The sequence below is a fragment of the Ruoffia sp. FAM 26254 genome (genome assembly GCF_045528545.1).
In the GTDB taxonomy this organism is placed as follows: Bacteria; Bacillota; Bacilli; order Lactobacillales; family Aerococcaceae; genus Ruoffia; species Ruoffia halotolerans.
Genome location: NZ_JBGQQY010000004.1, coordinates 30,461 through 51,998, shown reverse-complemented (window position 1 = coordinate 51,998; position 21,538 = coordinate 30,461). Strand labels below are relative to the sequence as shown.

The 21,538-nt window shown below is 37.1% G+C and carries 14 protein-coding genes; 1 reads left to right on the top strand and 13 read right to left on the bottom strand.

Annotated elements, in window-relative coordinates:
• Positions 1-304: 304 nt before the first annotated feature.
• The 10 genes from ACEN3Z_RS02085 to ACEN3Z_RS02040 form a co-directional block, all read right to left on the bottom strand.
• Entirely contained in the window at positions 305-1,687 is a 1,383-nt protein-coding gene (locus tag ACEN3Z_RS02085) for a L,D-transpeptidase family protein (protein ID WP_138404320.1), read from the bottom strand.
• Positions 1,688-1,975: 288 nt separating this feature from the next.
• The gene (gene gatB, locus ACEN3Z_RS02080) at positions 1,976-3,406 is read right to left on the bottom strand and encodes an Asp-tRNA(Asn)/Glu-tRNA(Gln) amidotransferase subunit GatB (RefSeq protein ID WP_138404321.1); all 1,431 of its coding nucleotides are present in this window, start codon (positions 3,404-3,406) and stop codon (positions 1,976-1,978) included.
• Positions 3,407-3,418: 12 nt separating this feature from the next.
• Positions 3,419-4,876 (bottom strand): Asp-tRNA(Asn)/Glu-tRNA(Gln) amidotransferase subunit GatA, encoded by a 1,458-nt coding sequence (gatA, locus tag ACEN3Z_RS02075; RefSeq protein WP_407089388.1) that lies wholly within the window; start codon positions 4,874-4,876, stop codon positions 3,419-3,421.
• Between the two features lies 1 nt (position 4,877).
• On the bottom strand, positions 4,878-5,174 hold the full coding sequence (gene gatC / locus ACEN3Z_RS02070) for an Asp-tRNA(Asn)/Glu-tRNA(Gln) amidotransferase subunit GatC (RefSeq protein ID WP_138404323.1): 297 nt from the start codon (positions 5,172-5,174) through the stop codon (positions 4,878-4,880).
• Positions 5,175-5,197: 23 nt separating this feature from the next.
• Entirely contained in the window at positions 5,198-6,445 is a 1,248-nt protein-coding gene (locus ACEN3Z_RS02065; RefSeq protein WP_138404324.1) for a CamS family sex pheromone protein, read from the bottom strand.
• A gap of 4 nt (positions 6,446-6,449) precedes the next feature.
• Positions 6,450-8,474 carry an NAD-dependent DNA ligase LigA gene (ligA, locus tag ACEN3Z_RS02060; protein WP_407089387.1) on the bottom strand — a complete coding sequence of 675 codons (2,025 nt, stop codon included), beginning with the start codon at positions 8,472-8,474 and terminating at the stop codon, positions 6,450-6,452.
• A 103-nt stretch (positions 8,475-8,577) separates the two neighbouring features.
• Positions 8,578-10,902, bottom strand: coding sequence for a DNA helicase PcrA (pcrA, locus tag ACEN3Z_RS02055; RefSeq protein ID WP_407089386.1), 2,325 nt, complete (start codon positions 10,900-10,902; stop codon positions 8,578-8,580).
• Positions 10,903-11,115: 213 nt separating this feature from the next.
• A complete protein-coding gene (locus tag ACEN3Z_RS02050; RefSeq protein WP_138404327.1) occupies positions 11,116-12,246 on the bottom strand; it encodes an ATP-grasp domain-containing protein in 1,131 nt (376 codons plus the stop codon).
• A 94-nt stretch (positions 12,247-12,340) separates the two neighbouring features.
• Positions 12,341-13,054 carry a glycoside hydrolase family 73 protein gene (locus ACEN3Z_RS02045; RefSeq protein WP_138404328.1) on the bottom strand — a complete coding sequence of 238 codons (714 nt, stop codon included), beginning with the start codon at positions 13,052-13,054 and terminating at the stop codon, positions 12,341-12,343.
• A 12-nt stretch (positions 13,055-13,066) separates the two neighbouring features.
• Positions 13,067-13,594: a hypothetical protein gene (locus ACEN3Z_RS02040; RefSeq protein WP_138404329.1), complete on the bottom strand. Its 528-nt coding sequence runs from the start codon at positions 13,592-13,594 to the stop codon at positions 13,067-13,069.
• Between the two features lie 127 nt (positions 13,595-13,721).
• Here ACEN3Z_RS02040 and ACEN3Z_RS02035 point away from each other — a divergent pair, with 127 nt between their 5' ends.
• Positions 13,722-14,231: an aromatic acid exporter family protein gene (locus ACEN3Z_RS02035; RefSeq protein ID WP_138404330.1), complete on the top strand. Its 510-nt coding sequence runs from the start codon at positions 13,722-13,724 to the stop codon at positions 14,229-14,231.
• Positions 14,232-14,304: 73 nt separating this feature from the next.
• On the opposite strand, the gene ACEN3Z_RS02030 is transcribed toward ACEN3Z_RS02035, so the two are convergent.
• From ACEN3Z_RS02030 to ACEN3Z_RS02020, 3 genes are all read right to left on the bottom strand, one after another.
• The gene (locus ACEN3Z_RS02030; protein WP_407089385.1) at positions 14,305-16,188 is read right to left on the bottom strand and encodes a serine hydrolase; all 1,884 of its coding nucleotides are present in this window, start codon (positions 16,186-16,188) and stop codon (positions 14,305-14,307) included.
• A gap of 243 nt (positions 16,189-16,431) precedes the next feature.
• A complete protein-coding gene (locus ACEN3Z_RS02025) occupies positions 16,432-20,796 on the bottom strand; it encodes an FtsX-like permease family protein (RefSeq protein WP_407089384.1) in 4,365 nt (1,454 codons plus the stop codon).
• 25 nt (positions 20,797-20,821) lie between these two features.
• Positions 20,822-21,523 (bottom strand): ABC transporter ATP-binding protein, encoded by a 702-nt coding sequence (locus ACEN3Z_RS02020; RefSeq protein WP_407089382.1) that lies wholly within the window; start codon positions 21,521-21,523, stop codon positions 20,822-20,824.
• Between the last annotated feature and the right edge of the window lie 15 nt (positions 21,524-21,538).

Below are 21,538 nucleotides of genomic sequence, written 5' to 3'. Positions count from 1 at the left end.
GAGTTTCTCAAGCATCGTTTTTCACGAATTGGATCCCTGAAAAATTCTCAGGGATGGAAAGGTGCCCTGTGAGTTTCTCAAGCATCGTTTTTCACGAATTGGATCCCTGAAAAATTCTCAGGGATGGAAAGGTGCCCTGTGAGTTTCTCAAGCATCGTTTTTCACGAATTGGATCCCTGAAAAATTCTCAGGGATGGTAAGGTGCCTTGAGAATTTCTCAAGGAAATATTTTCATTGCAAACTAAAAAATCCTCACCTAGCAAAGTCATAATAGACTCTGCCGGGTGAGGATTTTGTTTTTATATTAATAGAAAACCATTACTGGTGTACCGTAATCAACGTTATTGTAAATTACTTCAACTGCGCCTAGAGGAGTGTTAATACAGCCAAGTGAACCACTTAATTGATAAACATTTCCACCAAATGATCCTTGCCAAGATGCATCATGAATTCCTTGAGCTTTATCGTCAAAGCGAATCCAGTAATTAACTGGCGTAGAATATTCTACTTTTGAGAATGGGTTGTAACCAACTAAGTTTGTATCAGTTAACATCTCAATAACAGCATTTGCTCCTGGTACGGTCTCAGCACCAATCTTACCTGAAACCATTGGCGTTTCAAGAATAAGTTGACCATCAACATATAAGAACATATATTGATTACTTAAATCGATTTCGACGTAAGTTGATCCAATATCATTTGCAGCACCAGCAATACCACCAGAACTGTAATAGATTGGTTCACGACTAACATCGTTACCTGCATGAATGTCACTAATTAACGCTTCTGCTTCTGCATCAGTGTCAATTGACCAACCTAGGATTCCAGGTGGCACAGTGACTTCACCTTGTAAAGTACTATTGAAAGTACGGTCTTTGTAGAATGTTGAATATTCCTCGTTAAGAGTACTTAAATATGCTTTCACAGATTCAGCATCGATAATTAATTCATTTGAAGAATCAAAATAAATCCAGTTTTCAATTTCATCTTGTGGAATTGTTACTTCTTCTCCAGCAATTTCATAAGTGATATTCACTGATGATACGGATTCAATTTCATCCATCACTGATGTAATTTCTTCACTTACTTCAGTTATTTCTGGTTGAGCATATGCTTCTTCCAAATCAATGGTATAATTCTCGTTTTGAATCCCTTCAACAATTGCTGATTCAAGACGACTAGGATCGATTTGGTTTCCAGCAGACCCTTCAACTACATAATAACCTTCAGTTTCGTCATAATCTACACCTGCATCTGTCGCCGCTTCACGTTCTTCATTAGAAAGACCTTGGGCTGACAAGCTATTAATTATTTCTTCTTCACTGAAGTTAATTTGCTCTTCTAAACCTTGATTGTACTCTTTATCTTCAAAGAAGCCATTGACCCAAGTCGTTGGATCTTGTGATAAGTATGACGCTTCTAATTCTGACTCAGTTTTATATTCAGGTTCTAGTTCACCTAGTTTCAAACGAGCAACTTCTTGCCCATCTTCTTCAAGAACAAATTCTTTGTCATTCAAATCTTCAATAACTTTCGCCTGTGCTTCGCTTAATGTTAAATTACTCACATCAACTGTTCCAAAAGTGGAATTCGCTGAAAATTTCTCAGAGTAAAACCCAACACCTGCAAAATATACAACTCCCATAATAAGCACAGTTGAAACGATAATTAATAATGTCTTTTTCATTACTTACCTACCTCTCTAAAGTTTCGCAATTATAGAGTAACATATTTGAAATGATTTGTGCTGATAATTCACACATTATTCAAAAAATCATTTGAGTACTTGTCCTTAATAAAAACTTAACCTTTTCTTATTGTTAAAAAAGTTAACGTTCGGGATTTTCCCCTCGAATATTAGGTTTATTCCTAAAATATTTTCTTGTAAAATCAAATTGATTTATATGAGATAAAATTATTATATGCAAAAAAAGCACCTAAATGCACAAGACATTTAGACGCTTAAAATTTAAAATTACATGTTAGCTAAAGTTTCTAAAATCAGTTTGTTCACAACTTGTGGATTAGCTTTACCACGAGTTTGTTTCATAATTTGTCCAACAAAGAATCCTAAAGCACGATCTTTACCGTTCTTGTAGTCTTCAACTGATCCAGGGTTAGCAGCAATTACTTCGTCAATGAGTGGTTGTAATTTAGCTGGGTCACTAAGTTGAGCCATTCCTTGTTCTTCAACAACTTTATTTGCGTCGCCACCTTTTTCAACAAGGTGTTTGAATAATTTCTTAGCAATTTTACTTGAAATTGTTCCATCAGCAATTAAGTTAATCATTTGTGCTAAGTTTACTGGTGTTAATTCAGTATCTTCTAAAGCGATTTGTTCTTTATTTAAGTGAGCTGAAACTTCACCCATTAACCAGTTAGATACTTGTTTAGGATCTGCACCTTCTTCAATTGTATTATCAAAGAAATCTGACATTACTTTTGTCTGAGTAAGAACCATCGCGTCATATTCTGGTAATTCGTATTCATTAACATAACGTAGACGTCTTTGGTCTGGCATTTCTGGTAATGATTCTTTCACTTCCGCAATCCACTCTTCTGTAATGTAAATTGGCGGAACATCTGGTTCTGGGAAGTAACGGTAATCTGCCGCTCCTTCTTTCGTACGCATTAAGATTGTGTCACCTGTTGTCTCATCATAACGACGTGTTTCTTGCTCAATCACGCCACCACTTCTTAATACATTTGCTTGGCGCACTTCTTCGTGTTCAAGACCTTTACGTACATATGTAAAACTGTTTAAGTTTTTAAGCTCAGTTTTTGTACCAAATTCTTCTTGGCCAAATGGGCGAAGCGAGATATTTGCGTCACAACGTAGTGATCCTTCTTCCATACGAACATCAGAAACTTCAGTAAATAAGATTTTCTCACGAACAGCTTCTAAGTAAGCATACGCTTCTGCTGGTGAATGCATATCTGCCTCAGAAACAATCTCGATTAATGGTGTACCTTGACGGTTTAAGTCAACGTAAGAGAAACCATCTGTTCCGTGAGTGTTTTTACCTGCATCCTCTTCTAAATGGACACGGTTGATACGAATACGACGGCGTTCACCTTCAACTTCGATATCAATATATCCGTTTGTTCCAATCGGTTGTGCATCTTGTGTAATTTGGTAGGCAGCTGGGTTATCGGGGTAGAAATAGTTTTTACGGTCAAAACTCATTTCACGCGCAATTTCACAGTTTAAAGCTAGTGCTGCTTTCATACCGTAATCTACAGCACCTTTATTTAATACTGGTAAGACACCTGGATATCCCCAGTCTTTTTCATTCGTGTTACTATTCGGTTCTGCACCAAAATGAGCTGGTGAAGTACTAAATATTTTCGAGTCAGTCTTTAACTCTACGTGGATTTCTAATCCAATGACAGTTTCAAAATTCATTATATCACCCTCCTAAAATTCCGGTACTTGGTTAACGTAATCATGATTTTTCTCAAAATCATAAGCAACTTGGTAAAGTGTTGATTCATTCATATGTTTACCAATTAATTGTAAGCCAATAGGCATTCCGTTACTATCAAAGCCTGCTGGAACTGACATTGCTGGTAGTCCTGCTAAATTGACAGGAACTGTTAATAAGTCCGATACATACATTTCAACTGGGTCCTCAATACGGCCACCAATCTTGAAGGCAGTACTTGTTGTAACAGGTCCCATAATTAAGTCATATTCGCTAAAGACTTTAATAAAGTCATCAATAATTAATGTTCTAACTTGAGCGGCTTTCTTAAAGTATTTATCAAATGCTCCTGAACTTAAACTGTAAGTTCCTAACATAATACGACGTTTAACCTCGTCACCAAAACCTTCACTACGAGATTGAACATAGATATCTTCAAGTGTTTTCGCAGATTCTGAACGGTAACCATAACGGATTCCGTCAAAACGTTGTAAGTTTGATGATGCTTCTGCAGAAGAAAGGATATAGTAAACATTAATTCCGTAAGGTGTATGTGGTAATGATACTTCGTCAACGATTGCACCTTGAGAAATAAAGTATTCTTTTGCTTTACTAATTGCATCACGAATCTCTTCATTAACTGCTTCAGATTGGTATTCTTTAGGAATCGCAATACGCATGCCTTCAATTGATTGACCAAGTTTTGATCTGTAATCTAATTCAGTATCAGGACGGCTTGTTCCATCAAGTTTATCGAAGCCTGCAATTGCTTCTAATACTAATGCATTGTCTTCAACAGTCGTTGTCATTGGTCCAATTTGGTCTAAACTTGAACCAAAGGCAATCGCGCCGTAACGAGAGACAGAACCGTATGAAGGTTTCATTCCTACAATCCCTGTAAAGGCTGCAGGGTTACGAACACTCCCCCCAGTATCTGTACCAAGACTTGCGGGAACTTGACGAGCAGCAACAGCAGATGATGATCCACCTGATGATCCACCTGGTACACGTTCTAAATCCCAAGGGTTTCTAGAAGTTTTGAAGTAAGATGTCTCAGTTGATCCACCCATCGCAAATTCGTCTAAGTTTAATTTACCAATAATAATAGCTCCAGCTTCTTTTAACTTCTTAATGACTGTCGCATCATAAGTTGGGTTGAAGTTTTCTAACATTTTAGATGAAGCGGTTGTTGTTAAACCTTCAGTAACGATATTATCTTTAATCCCAATTGGCACACCGTTTAATAATGGTGCGTCTTCACCGTACCCTACTTCATCGGCAGCTTTCGCCGCTTCTAAAGCTGCTTCTTTATTTAAAGCTAAGAATGAATTTACTTTCTCATCAGTCTCTTCAATGTAAGCAAAGATTGCTTCCGTTAATTCAACCGTTGTAAAATCGCCATTTCTTAACCCTTCTTGGATTTCAATAATTGTTGTTGGATATTTACTCATATTAAACTTCCCCACTTTCTAAGATGGCTGGTACTTGAATAAAACCACCTTCAGATAATGGTGCGTTTTTAAGTAGTGCTTCTGTTTTATTGCGTTCAATGGCTTTGTCTTCACGTAATACATTGATTAATTGATTACCGTGATACGTTGGTTTAACTCCCTCAGTATCTACTTCTTGTAACTGTTCAACCATATCGATAATACGTCCAAATTCTGGGACAAAGTTATCTAATTCATCGTCTGTATAACTAAGTTTTGATAACTTAGCGACGTGTTTGATTTGATCTTGACTTAACATTCAATTCATCCTTCCTTATCAGTTTATTTTTTGAAAATATGGCTTTGATATTGTGTCGCCCCTGCTGGTCGGCCTACGTAGGCTTCTACGCCAGCGTCAGATATGACTTTAATTTCAATGGCTACCCCTTCAGGTAAAGTTCTTTGCGAGACATCGGTAATATGTTGAGTCAACGCTGTAATTTCTGTTTGTTTATAGAACTGTGAAACAATTTCTACATTTAAGGAAGCCAATCCTCCGTCAATGTATAAAGCCTCTCCAGAGATACCATTTAAATTAGGGAAGAAATTAATAATTTCATTATTAAAATTATCAAAATATGCGTATTGATCGCTTTGGTCGCTCGCTTCGATGATTGGTAACGCAATACGATATTCATTGTTTTCTGTCCAGTCAGTCACAGAGTTTCCTTCTCGAGAAATACCATCTAATACATACGTTCCACCGACAACTTCATCGCTTGGAGCTGCTCGGTAAATACCAACGACGATTGGAACTGAACGTAATTCTTCTGTGTTTCTTAGACGCCCGACAATGATATTTGCGAATTGTCTACCACGTTCACGCATTTCACCCACTGAGATTTCTTGTTCGTGGATTACGCCATCAGCATCAGTATATTCATAAGTACTATTCATCGCAAGACCAAGAACAATTCCACCTAAAGCAAAGCCTTCTTCAGTCTCTACCATTAAGTTTTTCTCAGCTACTTGGGATAAATAAATCGGAGTTGATTGCACATTTGTCACGATTTGCTCGTTCTCTTCTGCGCCTTCTTCTGTAACATCTTCTGGGTCATCAGCTGGATCAACGGATTCATCTGAGGCCAGTGATTCCTCTAAACTTGATTGAGTTTCTGCATCTCCTTCCGGTAAGGCTGGATTCAAGCCTTCTGGATTGGTTGCTGACTCTCTTGCTAACCAACTCGTCATCGTTGCTTCATCTATAATTTGCCCTTCTTGCATAAAATACTGTTCAGTTGGAAAGACTTGTTTACTTATGCGAAGTAATCCTTCCTCAAATGCACGAATATTCGCTGCAGAACTTAAATTATTGTTTGAGCTCGCTGATGCACCAATTTGGTATTGACCATCGATTATTACTGCACGATAAAAATCGCTTGATAATTGATTGGTCGTCGTTTGAACCGTTACTTCATCTGGATTAGTTGGCTCATCCTCTTGTGCTTGGGACCTTACTTGCGTCACGCCTCCTGCTAGCATTAAGCAAGCAAGTAGTATAGATACATTCATTCTTATCTTTTTATTCATGTAATTACTCGCTCTCTTTTAATTTTTCTAGAAAAGTTTCTTCGTCCATGATTGCAATTCCAAGGTCTTGTGCTTTTGTCAATTTACTTCCGGCTGATTCACCAGCAACTAAGTAATTTGTATTTTTTGATACACTTCCAGTCACTTTCGCTCCGAGGTTTTCCAATCTTTTTTTGGCTTCCCCACGCGTTAAAGTTTCCATCGAACCTGTAAGGACAACGGTTTGATTTGCAAAGAAGTTATCCTTCAGATCAATCTCCTCAGGCACAACACCTAAGTAGTCTGTGTTGACTCCCGCTTCTTGTAATCTTTGAATCAGTTCGTTCGATTCTTCCATTTCAAAATATTCAACAATCGCTTGACTAATCATGGGTCCGATGCCATCAATGGTCTCAATATCTTCAATCGATGCTTTCTGAATTGCTTCAATCTTTCTGAATTTTTCAGAAATTAAACGAGCAGCTTTTGATCCGACATGGCGGATACCTAAACCAAAGAGTAATCTTTCTAAAGAGTTACTCTTTGATTCTTCAATCGCATCTTGATATTTTGTTGCGGATTTTTCTTTTGTATTTGGAAGTGTTAAGAAATCTTCTTGCTCTAATGTGTATAAGTCACTTGGATCCGAAACCAATGCTTGATTGATTAAGTGTTCCATAATCTTATCACCTAAACCAGTAATGTTCATCGCATTTCTTGAACTGAAATGAATCATCTTCGCTAACTTCTGCGCTGGACATAAAGGATTCACACATCTTAGGGCAACTTCTTCATTCAACCGTACTAATTCAGCGTCACAGCGTGGACACGTAGTTGGTATCGGTAATGGTTGCGAGTCTTCTGGGCGTTGACTCATAACAACACTCACGATTTCTGGGATAATATCTCCTGCCTTATGAATCTCTACGGTATCTCCAATGCGAACGTCTAAAGCTTCGATTAAATCCACATTATGTAAGGAAGCTCTTTGAACAGTCGAACCAGCTAATTGAACCGGGTCCATCACGGCCGTTGGTGTAACAACGCCCGTTCTTCCCACTGTCCACTCAACTTCATTCAGTTTAGTTTCCGCTATATCTGCTTTGAATTTATAAGCGATCGCCCATCTTGGGGCTTTGACGGTATAACCAAGTTGTTGCTGTAGGGCAACGTCATTGACTTTAATAACGATACCATCAATTTCATATGGTAAATCATGGCGTTCTTCTTCAATTTGATGAATAAAATCCATCACTTCAGTTTGATTTTTGCATAATTTTCGTAATGGGTTTGTTCTAAATCCTAAAAATTGTAATTGCTCGAATAATTCTGCTTGTGACTCTACATCAAAATCATCATTGTATAAAGCACTATATAAGAACATATTCAATCGACGTTTTGATACGGCTTTTGGATCAATTTGTCTTAACCCACCAGCGGCAGCATTACGTGGATTGGCGAATGGTACTTCACCTGTTTCTTCGCGTTCGTCATTCAGTTGCTTAAACACATCTTTTGGCATATAAGCCTCACCACGTACTTCAACGGATACGGGCTCTTTCAACTTCAGTGGTAATGAACGAATGGTGCGAAGGTTTGTCGTAATATCTTCTCCAACCGTTCCATCTCCACGAGTTGCACCTCTAACGAAGGCGCCATTTTCATATGTTAAAGCAATCGCTAAACCGTCGATTTTGCATTCGACCATAAATTCAACTTCTTGCTCGGTTTGGTTTTGTACGCGTTGAATAAATGCTCCAACTTCTTCCTCGTTGAAGGCATTCCCCAAACTATACATTGCTTCGGCGTGTTCAACTTTCGTAAAACCTTCTAATAATTGGTCCCCAATTCTTTGAGTCGGAGAATCAGATGTAATCCATTCTGGATGTGCTTTTTCAAGGTTTTCCAGTTCATTATACATTTGGTCGTATTCTGCATCCGTGATATTTGGTTTGTCTAGCACATAATAATTATATGCGTGATGATTCAGCTCACTTTTTAGCTGCTCGAGTCTTTCTTTTGCCTGTTCTAAATCTTTCGATTGAACCATTTATACCATCACTCCTAAAAAGCCATTTACGTTAATAGCAGTCTTCATTTCTTCGTCAAGTATATCATTCTTTACTGTTTCTATCAGTAAAAACATTCACTCTCTACTCCACTTTGCTTATTGGAGCAAAGGATGCTAGTAATTCTTTAATGCCTTGTGAATCGAAGGCAATACTTAGTAAAGCATTACTTCCAGAACCTTTAACATTAACGACAGTTCCAACTCCCCAAGTACGGTGATCTACTTTATCACCAACTGTATAATTTGTATCTGAATTGTTTGTGACTTTTTTCTTCAATGCTCCAGTTGAACCGCCTTTTGGACGCTGACTTAATAGAACATTTCTAGCCGCTTGGCTTGATCGTTTTCGCCCTTGCTGTCTGGTATTTTGAGAACGGATGACCGTTTGGAAAGATTGACCGACATGCTCAATCAAACTTTGGTCTATCTCAGATACGAATCGACTTGGGGCATTATGTTGATATCTACCATATAATAGTCGGCTTCTAGCTGCTGTTAGGTATAGTTGCTCTTCGGCACGTGTCATTCCAACATATGCGAGTCGTCTCTCTTCCTCTAACTCATCATCGCTTTCTGACGCACGACTTAATGGGAATAAGCCTTCTTCCATACCAACAATGAATACGTAAGGGAATTCTAGTCCTTTAGCTGCATGCATCGTCATTAAGGTAATTTGGTCTACGGTTTCTTCTTCCGACGTATCTGAAACAAGTGATAATTCTGTTAAGAATAAAGTTAAACGAATTCTTGGAGCCTGTGTATCAAGTGGTTCTTCTGTTGCTCCATCTTCTTCATCAGCAAAGTCAGGGTCGGTTTCGATAATATCTTCCAAGTCCATTTGGTCAAACTCTTTTGTAACTGACGCGAACTCGTCTAAGTTTTCTAGACGATTCGTTGCCTCTAAAGTCCCTTCTTCTTGAAGACTTTGCTTGTAATCTGATTGTTCCCAAACTTCTGCGACTAATTCACTTAAAGTTAAGTATTCTGCCTGTTGTCTTAAGCGTTTGATCATATCACTGAAGCGAACAAATTTAGTTTGTAAACTTGCAGATAAATTTGAATTTCCTAGTTGGTCAATAGCTTCAAACCAACCTAAGTTTAAACTTTCAGCAAATTCAGCTAATTTAGCAATACTTGTAGGTCCGATTCCTCGTTTTGGCACATTAACAATACGGTTAAAGCTTAAGTTATCCGCTAAATTATCAATCAGTCTTAAGTACGCTAACGTATCTTGAATTTCTTTACGTGAGTAGAATTTCAAGCCTCCAACAATCTTATACGGTAAGTTAGCTTTTAACAATTGGTCCTCTAAGTTACGTGATTGAGCTTGCGTACGGTAAAGAATGGCGTAATCACTATTCGAACGTTTTTGATCCTCTTTCGTTTCAAAGATTTGTTGAATAACATATCTTGCTTCTTCTGAGTCAGATTCCGCTAAGTAGAATTTAACCTTATTCCCCTGTGCTTTGTCACTCCAAAGTTTTTTGTCTTTACGGTTGATATTTTTTTCAATTACGCTGTTGGCTGCATTTAGTATCGATTGAGTTGAACGGTAATTTTGCTCTAATAAAATCACTTTGGCATCTGGATAATCTTTCTCAAAGTTCATAATATTTTCCATATTTGCTCCACGCCAACCATAAATACTTTGATCAGCATCCCCAACAACACAAATGTTTTTCAGTAAATCCGCTAATGTCTTCACCAATAAGTACTGAGTCTCATTCGTATCCTGGTACTCATCGACGTGAATATATTGAAATTTATTTTGATAGAACAGACGGACATCTTCATTTTCTTGAAGTAGTTTAACAGTTAATAATATTAAATCATTAAAGTCCATCGCATTACTTGTTTTTAGTTTTTGTTGATATAACTTGTAGACATTCGATTGAATATTGCCTAAGTAATCAGTGTTCTCAGCTGCAAAAGCATCAGGCATTTGCCCTTCGTTTTTTGCTGCATCAATCACCCAAAGCATTTCTTTGTAGTTGAATCGTTTGCTATCAAGATTTAATTCTTTTAGCACGCGTTTCATTAATGTTTGTTGCTCACCTTGGTCAATAATCGAAAAGTTTTGTGTATATCCAATTTGAGTGGCTTCTCGACGTAAAATACGTGCACACATCGAGTGAAAAGTGGATACCCAAATTGATGATGCTTCAGGTCCAACTAGTTTCTCAACACGTTCTTTCATCTCATTGGCTGCTTTATTTGTAAAGGTAATCGCCAACACATTCCAAGGTTTTATTTTTTTCTCTTCTAATAAATAAGCAATCCGATGGGTTAATACGCTGGTCTTTCCACTCCCAGCTCCAGCAGCAATTAGTACTGGCCCATCGGTTGTATATACAGCTTCTTGTTGTTTATTATTCAATCGGTTAATACTTTCGATTAACGATGACATATTATGACCTCCAATTTATCTAGTAGGTTGTTCACTCTAAAAAATCATACATAGTAGATTATATCAAAAATCAGTGTATAGTCCTAACAAACATTTGATGATTTTTCTGTGACTGATAGGACTCAACTTTGTCACAAACAATCTAATATTTTTATCGCTTTCATTAAAAAAATACCTCCTTGAGTTTATGGCTCAAGAAGGACATTTAATTTTCTATTCAGTTAATTCTGTAATTTGTATTTGGCGTTCACACTCTGATAATGAATCTCCTGTTACAATGACTTGTCCAATCAAACGTTTAGAGTCATTATTTATTGGATTAAACAAAGCAAAGCCCCAATCTGTTCTTAACATAAGTTGTGTTAAGAGATTCTCTTCATTCAAGACGGTTGCCGGTAAAGCAATCGCTGCTCTACTCTTAAGATGCAATGTTGGTAAAGGCAAGCCTAAAATAGCTCTCGCTGCTGCCTCATAATGAGAAATACTCATAGATCCAATCGTAAACATAGCTTCATCCGATAAACCGATACTTGCTTCGTTTATATAAACAACTCCTGCTGAAGTGATTAACATCTTCAACGTCAATGAACCAACTAAATTTAATAATTCCGCTAATAATTGCGCTAAACGGTTCATCTCAAGTTCTACCGGTTTAGATATTTGTGCTGGGAAACGCACTTGTCTTCCAAGCAGATCTCCTTGTTCACGCACTTCAAATATAGGATAAATTAAAATTTCACCACGTTCGTTACGAATAACTGTCACGCTGGCTTTTTTCTCAGTTGGAATCCATGCCTCTAAAATACATGTGGTCGCTTCTAGTTTTGCACTTGCTTCATCATAATCCTCTTCACCATACAAGATAATATGCTCATTCGCATTATCAACATGCCGTTGAGTTGATTTTAAAATACACGGGAATCCAATATATTCAACTGCTTCTTTTAAATCTGTTAAATTAGTAACCATAGAGAATGGCGCAACCAAACACTTGTTAGAATCTAAATAGGCCTTCTCGATCAGTCGGTCTGTCGTAATGGCAATTAAATCCTCTGATAAAGTTAAATCCGTTTGTGCTGCCAATAATTGAAATTCTCTATTCGATAGAATACCCATTTCAACCGTTACGACATCTACCCGTTCACTAAAATAATTTAAGACTTGCTCATTATATGATTCGGTAACTGTTTGCCACGTCGCAAATTGTCTCACTGGATTATTCTCAGATGTTACCAAACTAGCAACTCGGTAACCTAATTTACCTGCTGCTTGAGCCAAGACAGCTGCAGAAATTGATGAGCCAATAATTCCTAATGTCTCACCTGGATAATGTCTTTGCGCCATCCTGTCTACTCCCTTCAATATTGTATATTTAAATGCACCTATAATAATAACACATCACACAATTTCTAGCACTGATAAATTAGTATTTTTCTAATTAGATTGGTTGATCATATTGATTCAATTCATAAGTTTCAATCATTTCGATAATCTTGTCGGCATAAGTAGGATCAGTTGCGTACCCGGATTCTTGTAATCCATTGGCTTGTTCTACATAGTTATCACCGTTGAGAACCGCTTGATAAAACGTTGGGTCCCAAGAGGTACCCTCATTGATTAGAATGGCATGGCCTTCCATCGAAGCTTCCCAACTCGGATAAACTTTAAATCGGTCGGTAATTTCAACCCATTCATCATCAAAATATTCTAACGTTTGAAAATCTACGCCATCTGGATCAGTGGCGTCCGTTTTGACACCGTAAAGATTATTATACTCTGCCCCAAGCTGACTCCGGCCAAAATCACTTTCTAAAGCTGCTTGAGCCATTGAAACACTGGCTAAGACACCATATTGTCTTTGAAGTCTTTGTGAAATTGGTACAATCGATTCGATAAAGCCGATTCGTTGTTCATAATCAACTTCACGTTGCATCAATTCACCGTGCCTTTGGTTTGCCGTATCAACCCATCGATAAATAACTATCCCACTTAATAAAGTAAAAATTACAAAAAAGATAGATAATATCCCAATCTTTTGTAGAAAATCGGTTTTAAATCGATTCCATGCTTGTTTGTAATTTGTTTTGCGTTTTTTACGTCGAGTGGGACGTTTTTTAAATTTAAATAATTTTCTCTTCTTCTTTTTGGCCATAATGCCTCACTTTTATTCGCTTTCTTGTAACTTCTCACTTTCATCCACAAACCATTGTAAAAGTTTTACCTCGTCATGTCCAATTTGTTGGCGAATAATTCCCGGTAATCTCAATTCAATAATATCATTATAACCCCATAAATTATAATCAACAATCAATTGTAGAATAACCATGTTTGATTTTCTTACACTTTCTTCCGTGTTCTCATCACTCTGATGCCATTCTAAGCGTGCAATCCCATTATTAACCCATTTTTTGGCGATTTGGTATTTTAAGAAATTATACTCTTTGACTGGATTGTTCACAACTTCTGGCATGATTTCTGTGGTTCTTACAACCTTTTGCACAAGCATCCATTCATAATCTGTGAATAATGTCGATAAAATTTGAACATTATCGTATTTAAGACCTTGTTCACCTTTCTTCCAACGATCCCAACTTTGTGGGGAGATACCTAGTTTTTCAGTGTAAAATGCTTTCTCACTCATATACTTTTCACGAATAACCTGAACTACAATTTGAATTAATGCTGGATTCATAATATCACCCTTTACGTGTATTTTTAATTGTATTATACACCCTATACGTGATATATCCAAATGATTTATAGACAAATTTATAATATTTGATACTATTAGGTTTAGAAAAAATCGAAAGGATTCATTGATGGAAGAGAACAAATCATTTAAAGATAGATTGTCGCTCGGTTGGCGAGCAAGAAAAAGTGCTGTCTCAGTTTCTTTAATTATTATCGTATACTCAGTCTTTAATTTAGGACATGCAACTTTGGCCGCTCTATCAGCAGTGTTTGCCATACGTGAGAATATGACAGACACTTATAAATATGCAAAATACCGTATCTTTGGTAACACCATTGGCGTGTTAATTGCTACAACTTTAATTTTTTTAAGACGGAATTTTCCTATACTGAATAATGATATTTATACTTCAGTTTCTGGAGGTTTAGGAGTCCTATTAGTGCTTAATTTTTGCACTTTATTTGGTAATAAGCAAAGTGTTATTAATTCGACGGCAACATTTTTAGTTGTATACTTAGGTACACCTGAAGACACTTGGCTTGTTTATAGTATTAGCCGGATTTTAGATACAGTGTTTGGAACGGGTGTTGCCATTGCTGTGAACCGAACCCTTCCAAACCGTAAACAAGATTCTTAAGACTTGATAACAATACAAAACCGCCTAGGCGTTATCTATATCAGATAATACCTAGGCGGTTTTTAGTATTTAATTAACGGTAATAGTATCTTCCGTCTGATTCATCGAAGAACCATTCAGCTGGTCTAGTTTCTCCAGTTGTTTCGTCATAAACTGTTTCTTCAGGTAAGTTCACGTAAGATCCGATGTTATCAACATATTGATTTGAGTAAGTTCTTCCATCTTCTCCTACTGTACCTGTTTCTGGTGACGATTCATCAACAACATTCACTTGAGATTGAGCCGCTTCTTCAGCAGCTAATGACTCTGCTTCTGCTTGGGCTTGTGCTTCCGCTTCTTCCTCTGCTTGAGCAGCCGCTTCTTCTTCGGCTACTTCTTCTGGTGTTTGCCCAGTTTCAAAGTAAGTCACAATGTCAGAAATAGAAGTTGAAATGGCTGGGACAACCTCTTCAGCACTCGTGAAGTTAGAAGTTAGAATGACAGTAATATAGTAAGTGTCTTCTAATTCAACAATTCCTGCATAGTTTTGTTGTGCAGTGTTTGTATCTGCTGATGCAATTTCATAACGCGTTTGATATCCAGCAATTTGACCTTCAGGATATTTTGTTGTCACTGGCGTGTTTAATAACAATTCTTTAATTGTTGCATCTGCTTCTTCTGATACTAATTCATTGTTTGCTAATTTATTAAGTAATTGAGCAATATCTTGTGCGCTTGTTACTGCACCAGTCACTTGCCCTGATTCTTGCATTGTTAACATTTGTGTTACTCGTGTTGAGAAGTAATTTGATTCATTTAACCATAAGTTAAAGGCGTTTGGTCCACCTGTTTCTTGAATTAAATGATTCATCGCTGACACGTCATTTGCTTCAACGACTGCTGATAATAATTCTTGAATGGTAAATTCTGTACCTTCTTCAGCAGTGGCTACGATTCCTTCGTCATTTTCAGCTACTAAATCAGATGACACTACGACTGGATCTTCAAGTGTTAATTCACCGTCTTCAATCGCATTGAATGTAAAGCCTAAGACAAACCATGAAATTAATGCGTCTGCTTCAACGCTTTGGTCATCATAAACATATGGCACTTCAGCATCTTGCGGGTAAACAACTGCTGATACATCACCAATAGATGCTAAGTTATCTGTAATTGTTGAGTTAAAGAATTCAGCTTGTTCTGTATCTAATGAAGTTGTTGGTACTTCATAAGAAATACTTTCACTTACACCTAATGATTCAGATTCAACGTTAAGGACTTGTTCTTGAGCCTCTGTAGAAAGTACAGCTACAGAAGGATCATTAAAGCTGATTGTGAGCGTTTGGCCATCTTTAACTAATGAGTAATCATCTTCTAGTTCTACTGTTTCTCCATTAGCATCAATAGTAAAGTTAAATGTTGTACTATCCACATTATCTAATGACTCATTGAATTCAAGTGCGACATTCGTTAATGGGTATTCATCTAAATTTACTTCTTGATTCACAATAGATAATTGACCGTCAGCGTTACTTTCTTCTGATTCAGATGACTCCGTTGATTCTTCTGTTTCGCTTGTTGCAGCTGAATCTTCTGTTTCTGATTCAGAATCTTGTGTATCTTCAGACGGTTCTTCCCCTTCAAATTCTTCAGTAACAGGCGCTTCCGTTACAGGTTCTTCAGGTGTATTTTGAACAACTTCTGTATCAGACGTCTGGAAATAATCTACAACTTGATTAATAATTCGTGGGCCATATAAAAAGGCTAAAAAAACAATAGCTACGGCAAGAACTAATTTAATAATTCCCCATAACACACGACTGAATCCCCCACTTGAACGACGCGGTGTTTCTTGTACTACGTCTTCATTACGTGATTCTTCTTTTAATTCTGCAACTTCTTGTTTATTGAAGACATGCCCACAATAGGCACATTGATTTTTACTTCTTACGTTTCTACCACAATTTGGACACTGCATTAACTCTACCTCCTAGAAATGTTGTCATTCCTCTTGTACTTTCTATTGTAGCATAGAATGTGTCAGTTTGTCAGTTACAAACTTGAGGATAAATTCTGTAACTTGTTGTCTTTCCATATATATATTAGTTTTGTAACATTCTTCTAACAAACAAATTATTTTTATTTCATAATAAAAACTCCCAACGATTCTAAAGTCAATTAACTTAGAATTCATTGAAAGTTTTTTTAAAATATCTTGTTATTAATCTACACCTTTAAGTGCTTCAACCATATCGATTTTTTTCAGTTTAAAGTGCATAGCCACCATGACTATTGTAGAGAATGCTAAGGATATGAAGAATGAAGCGATGTAACTGCCTATTGAAACACTTGGATGGAACAAGACGTCCATCATTTGCATTGTTTTTAATAAGTAAGTATTTAAGATCGTTCCGAGCACTAAACCAACTAAGCTACCTAAGACTGATAGTACTAATACCTCATTAAAGATATACATACTTACTTCTTGGTCATAGAATCCAAGTACTTTAATCGTAGATAATTCTCGGATTCGTTCAGCAACGTTAATATTTGTTAAGTTATACAGAACGACAAAGGCTAATGAAGCTGCTGAGATAATTAGAACTAATGTAATTAAATCTAAACTTCCCATTTGATCTGCGAAACTTTCAGCAAGTGTATTCAAATCGACAGTCGTTAAGACATTATCATTGTCCATAATCGCTTCTTCAGTTTCTTTTTGACTGGCACCTTCTATGTAGTGAACTAAGTAAGCATTTTGACTTGGTTCTTCCCCAAAGATATTTTCATATTGTTCAGGATTTACATAGAGGTAGTGAGAAGCGTAGTTTTCTACAACTGTAAAATCTTCTACAGTAAACTCTTCTAAGTCTTCATTTTCTAAGGTAAATGAGTCGTTTTTTGATAAATTCAGTAACTCACCCATTCTTTCTGTGATAAATGGACCTTTATCTACGATGGCATTTGGAATTGGTTCCTGGCCTCTTTCGCGTAATGTAACGTAGCCCGAGAATGATTCTAAATTCCCTAGAGGAACTGTTACAGTAACGGATTGTGTCTGACCACCTTCCAATTCTGCATCATACATTTCAAGTACCACTGGCATATAGCCCTCTACGCCATCCATCTCTATGAGTGTTTGATTCATGTCCTCAACCTCAGAATCTTCTAAACCGTCATTCAGGTATACCATGCCATCAAATGTTTGGAGTTGATTAAACTGATCATTCACAATACCAGATATTGTATTACTAATTCCGAAACCTGTCACGATCAACATCGTACACCCTGCAACTCCGATAAGTGTCATCGAGTTACGTCCTTTGTATCTTAGTAGATTTCGCACTGTCATTTTGGTATTAAATGATAATCGATTCCAAATACTTGGTACACGTTCTAGTAATAATTTCTTACCTGATTTCGGTGGTTCCGGTTGTAGTAGATTAGCCGGTTGGGTACGCAACATTTTAAGTGGCGTATAGATTGCAGGGAATAAAGCTGTCGCCAAGGCTATCAGTGCTGCAAGAAAATTCCATCCCCATAAGATTTCAATTTCAGGCGCATCAAAATAATACAACATATTATATGCATTTAAGATGACACCTGGAAAGACTGCATAACCGATGATTAACCCTACAACGATACCTAATATTCCGGCAATACCAGCATAGACAACAAATTTCTGGATAATCGTTCCATTGTTATACCCTAGTTGTTTCAATGTTCCCATGTAATTTCTTTGTTCACTTGCCATACGCTTAATTGTTGTGAAAGTCACTAAGATAGCTATCGCAAAGAAAAACACTGGGAATATATTAGAGATGACATTTAGTTGTTCTGCATTATCATTTAAACTTTGATAGGCACTTGAACTTCCACGTTTCTCCACTACATAGGTTGGCTCTTCTAAATCATTTAGAGATTCTTTAGCTTTAGCAATATCTGCTTCAGCCTGTTCTAAATCTTCTAAGGCATCTTCTTTTTCTGAGATAAATTCATAACGATTTAAGTTATACTCAGCGTCACCTTGCATCAATTCCATTCGTCCAGCCAGAGCATCTTCACGACCTGTTTCAAGCTCTCTTTGACCTGCAATAAGCGTATTGTATGACTCATCGATCACCCGTTTACCATCGACAAGACTCGCTTGTCCTTCATTATATTGTGAAACACCTTCATTTAAAGCTTGTCGGCCTTCAGTGATTGCAGCATAAGCTGTATCTAACTCACTTTGACCTGCCGCACTTTGAGCATTCAGCTCAGTCCAACCTTGGTTAATCGTACTTTGCGCTACTTCTAATTGACTCAATCCAGCATAATATTCATTCCAACCAGCTGCTAATACAGAACTTTGTTCGTCGAGTGTCGCTTGTCCCGTTTGCAACATATTCACTGCTTCCACTAATTGAGTCAATTCTGATTGAATTTGACCTAAGTCCAGTTCCGGAAGTAGTTCATTTAAACCACCATCTTCGAGCAGCTGATCTAATTCAGCTTGATCAGTCGTCAGCGCCGCTTCCGTTTGACTAAGCTGACTATTAAGCTCTTCAATTTGAGTTTCTAAAAAATTGAATCGTTCAATTTGTTGATTCAACTCTGCCAGTTCTGAGTTATTTTTTTGAAGTAAAGTGCTAAATTCATTCAATTCATTTCTTTGTGTTTGTAAATCACTTTCAATTTGAATGGATTCCGCTTCAGTTAATTCTTGATTTTGTAATTGTGATTCTAAAGCACTGATTGCTTGTGATAATTCAGCCATTTGTTGATTATAAGACTCATTCTGAGTTAATAATTCATCTCTTTGTGCAATAAGTTCCGAAATATCTCCAATATTATTGTATTCTGTTTGGAGTTGGTTCAATTCTGTTTCGATGTTTGTTAATTGCTGTTCTAATTCACGTATTTCAGCTATTTTATTAATTAGCTCATTGTCACTTCCAGAAGGGTTTTCTGGGAGTGTTTCTGTTTGAGTCTCTAATTCAGCTATTCGCTTATTTAATAATTGTAGAACATCATCAATAGAAGTTGCTGGGCTCAATTCTGTCCCAACAAGTTGTTCTAGTAAAATGAATTGTTCTGTCGAAAGTTTCAAATCAGCTAACGTTTGCTCTAGCTCTTCAACCTCATCTAATTCATTGACGATAGCTGCGAGTTCTTGAAGATTTTCTCTTAAGATATCTCGTTCAATATTTAATGAATTAATCCAAGATACAATATCCGAATTTGCTCCGGTATCTGATTGCTCAAGAACTTGAAGGAAGCCGTTAATAACATCAATCTGATCTTCAATTGCAGCTAACAATTGCTCTGGTGGTATCTGATCGTTTGTAGCAAGACTTAACTGGTCTAGCAATTCTTGTCTTCCTGCAGCCAATTGACTATAACCGGCATCAAGTGCCGCTTGGCCTTCAACTAATTGTGAATAACCTGCTTGTGCTTGTGATGCTGCTTGATCTAACTGTGCTTGTGCATCCGTTAATTGTGACTGAGCAGATGCGATTTCTTTATTAAAGGTCGCCAGTCCTTCTTCATATTGGGCCAAGCCTTCTTCATAAGTTTTTTCATTATAATTCAGTTGTGCCCGTGCATCCGCAAGGTCTAACCGACCTTGTTGATACTCTTTGATTCCATCATTCAATTCTTCTTTTCCGCTTTCGATGTCAGCAATCCCTTGATTAAGAGTTCTTTGTCCATCAAATATTTCTTGATGGCCCTCTGATAAAGTTGCTTGAGCATCTTCTAAAGCTTCTCGAGCATCTTCTAAGGTTTGGTAACCATCAGCCACTTCAGTTTCCCCTTCATCAATGGAAGACGCAATTTCATCTTGCAACTCCACAATTCGTACTTCAGGTCTACCTTTTAAGTCTTCTTCAATTGAAGCCACTGTCTGATCGACAACTTGATTATATTCTGGTGTATATGCTTCGTATTCTCTCGCATTATCTATCCAATAATATGCTTCAGAGTATAAATCTCCACTCACTGCCTGATCGCTTATAATTCCAAAGACATTAGCCGATCCGCTTCGGGTCATTCTTTCTATATAGAGTGGATTACGAGCAAAACCGACCACTTCGAACTCTTCCGTCTCCAATATGAAACCAGCACTGTCGGAATTATCTAGTGTAATTCGGTCACCAATTTGGATAGGTGAATCCATTTGTGCATTGAGCGTTTCTAGATATTTTGTATCGAGGACAATCTCATCCGTATCTTCAACCATTCGTCCTTCAAAAACCTTAAAGAAAATTGTACTCTCATCTCCGTTGTAGGTGAATATCTTCGCATTCTCTTCACCAGGACTGACAATAGCATTAATGGACTGCATGGGTAAGATAGTGACACCATTCTGGTTATCTAACAAATCAATATCTGTCTCGTTAAGACCAACTGTCGATAATATATGTCCATCTGGCATATTATTCTCTTGATATACTTCTCGAGCAGTTCTTACCATGGATGGCCCTGCGGCCCGAATTCCAACAAAGAAAGAAACACCTAAGGCAATGATGGCAAATATTGAGATAAAGCGAGGAATCGATTCTTTTATTTCTCTTAAATTATCCTTCCATAATGCAGAATTCATAGGATTCCCCCCTTCTTAATACTAATTACCATTTTATTTCATCTACTTTTAGAGGCGTATCATTTATAACAATATCGTCTACTTTCCCGTTTCTAATCTTTATTACCCGATCTGCCATCTCTGAAATTGTTGTATTATGAGTAATAACAACGATGGTGGTATCGGTATTACGGCTTGTATCTTGCAATAATTTAAGTATTTGCTTACCTGTCTCGTAGTCTAATGCACCCGTAGGTTCATCGGCTAATAATAATTTTGGTTTGCTGGCAATAGCGCGAGCAATGGATACACGTTGTTGTTCTCCACCTGAAAGTTGAGCTGGAAAATTATCCGCTCGGTGGTCTAAACCACATTGCTTAAGGACATCCATGACATCTGCATCACTATTAGATATTTGAATCGATAACTCAACATTTTCTTTTGCGGTTAAATTAGGTACAAGATTATAGTTTTGGAAGACAAAGCCAATATTATTTCTACGAAATGTTGTTAATTCTTTGTCTGAATAATCACTAATATTTTTTTCAGCAATAATAACCTCACCGGATGTCGCTTTATCCATTCCACCTAATATATTTAACGTTGTGGATTTACCAGCTCCTGAAGGTCCTAATATTACGGCAAATTCGCCGGATTCGATTGTGAATGTTACACCGTCATTTGCGCGAGTGACAACTTCACCGCTTTTATACTCTTTTACTACATCAATTAGCTCAATATAGCTCATCTAATCTCACCTCTA

What these genes read in the sequence shown, in the direction of transcription:
- ACEN3Z_RS02085 (WP_138404320.1), bottom strand. Translation starts at nt 1,687, where the DNA reads ATGAAAAAGACATTATTAATTATCGTTTCAACTGTGCTTATTATGGGA.
- gatB (WP_138404321.1), bottom strand. Translation starts at nt 3,406, where the DNA reads ATGAATTTTGAAACTGTCATTGGATTAGAAATCCACGTAGAGTTAAAG.
- gatA (WP_407089388.1), bottom strand. Translation starts at nt 4,876, where the DNA reads ATGAGTAAATATCCAACAACAATTATTGAAATCCAAGAAGGGTTAAGA.
- gatC (WP_138404323.1), bottom strand. Translation starts at nt 5,174, where the DNA reads ATGTTAAGTCAAGATCAAATCAAACACGTCGCTAAGTTATCAAAACTT.
- ACEN3Z_RS02065 (WP_138404324.1), bottom strand. Translation starts at nt 6,445, where the DNA reads ATGAATAAAAAGATAAGAATGAATGTATCTATACTACTTGCTTGCTTA.
- ligA (WP_407089387.1), bottom strand. Translation starts at nt 8,474, where the DNA reads ATGGTTCAATCGAAAGATTTAGAACAGGCAAAAGAAAGACTCGAGCAG.
- pcrA (WP_407089386.1), bottom strand. Translation starts at nt 10,902, where the DNA reads ATGTCATCGTTAATCGAAAGTATTAACCGATTGAATAATAAACAACAA.
- ACEN3Z_RS02050 (WP_138404327.1), bottom strand. Translation starts at nt 12,246, where the DNA reads ATGGCGCAAAGACATTATCCAGGTGAGACATTAGGAATTATTGGCTCA.
- ACEN3Z_RS02045 (WP_138404328.1), bottom strand. Translation starts at nt 13,054, where the DNA reads ATGGCCAAAAAGAAGAAGAGAAAATTATTTAAATTTAAAAAACGTCCC.
- ACEN3Z_RS02040 (WP_138404329.1), bottom strand. Translation starts at nt 13,594, where the DNA reads ATGAATCCAGCATTAATTCAAATTGTAGTTCAGGTTATTCGTGAAAAG.
- ACEN3Z_RS02035 (WP_138404330.1), top strand. Translation starts at nt 13,722, where the DNA reads ATGGAAGAGAACAAATCATTTAAAGATAGATTGTCGCTCGGTTGGCGA.
- ACEN3Z_RS02030 (WP_407089385.1), bottom strand. Translation starts at nt 16,188, where the DNA reads ATGCAGTGTCCAAATTGTGGTAGAAACGTAAGAAGTAAAAATCAATGT.
- ACEN3Z_RS02025 (WP_407089384.1), bottom strand. Translation starts at nt 20,796, where the DNA reads ATGAATTCTGCATTATGGAAGGATAATTTAAGAGAAATAAAAGAATCG.
- ACEN3Z_RS02020 (WP_407089382.1), bottom strand. Translation starts at nt 21,523, where the DNA reads ATGAGCTATATTGAGCTAATTGATGTAGTAAAAGAGTATAAAAGCGGT.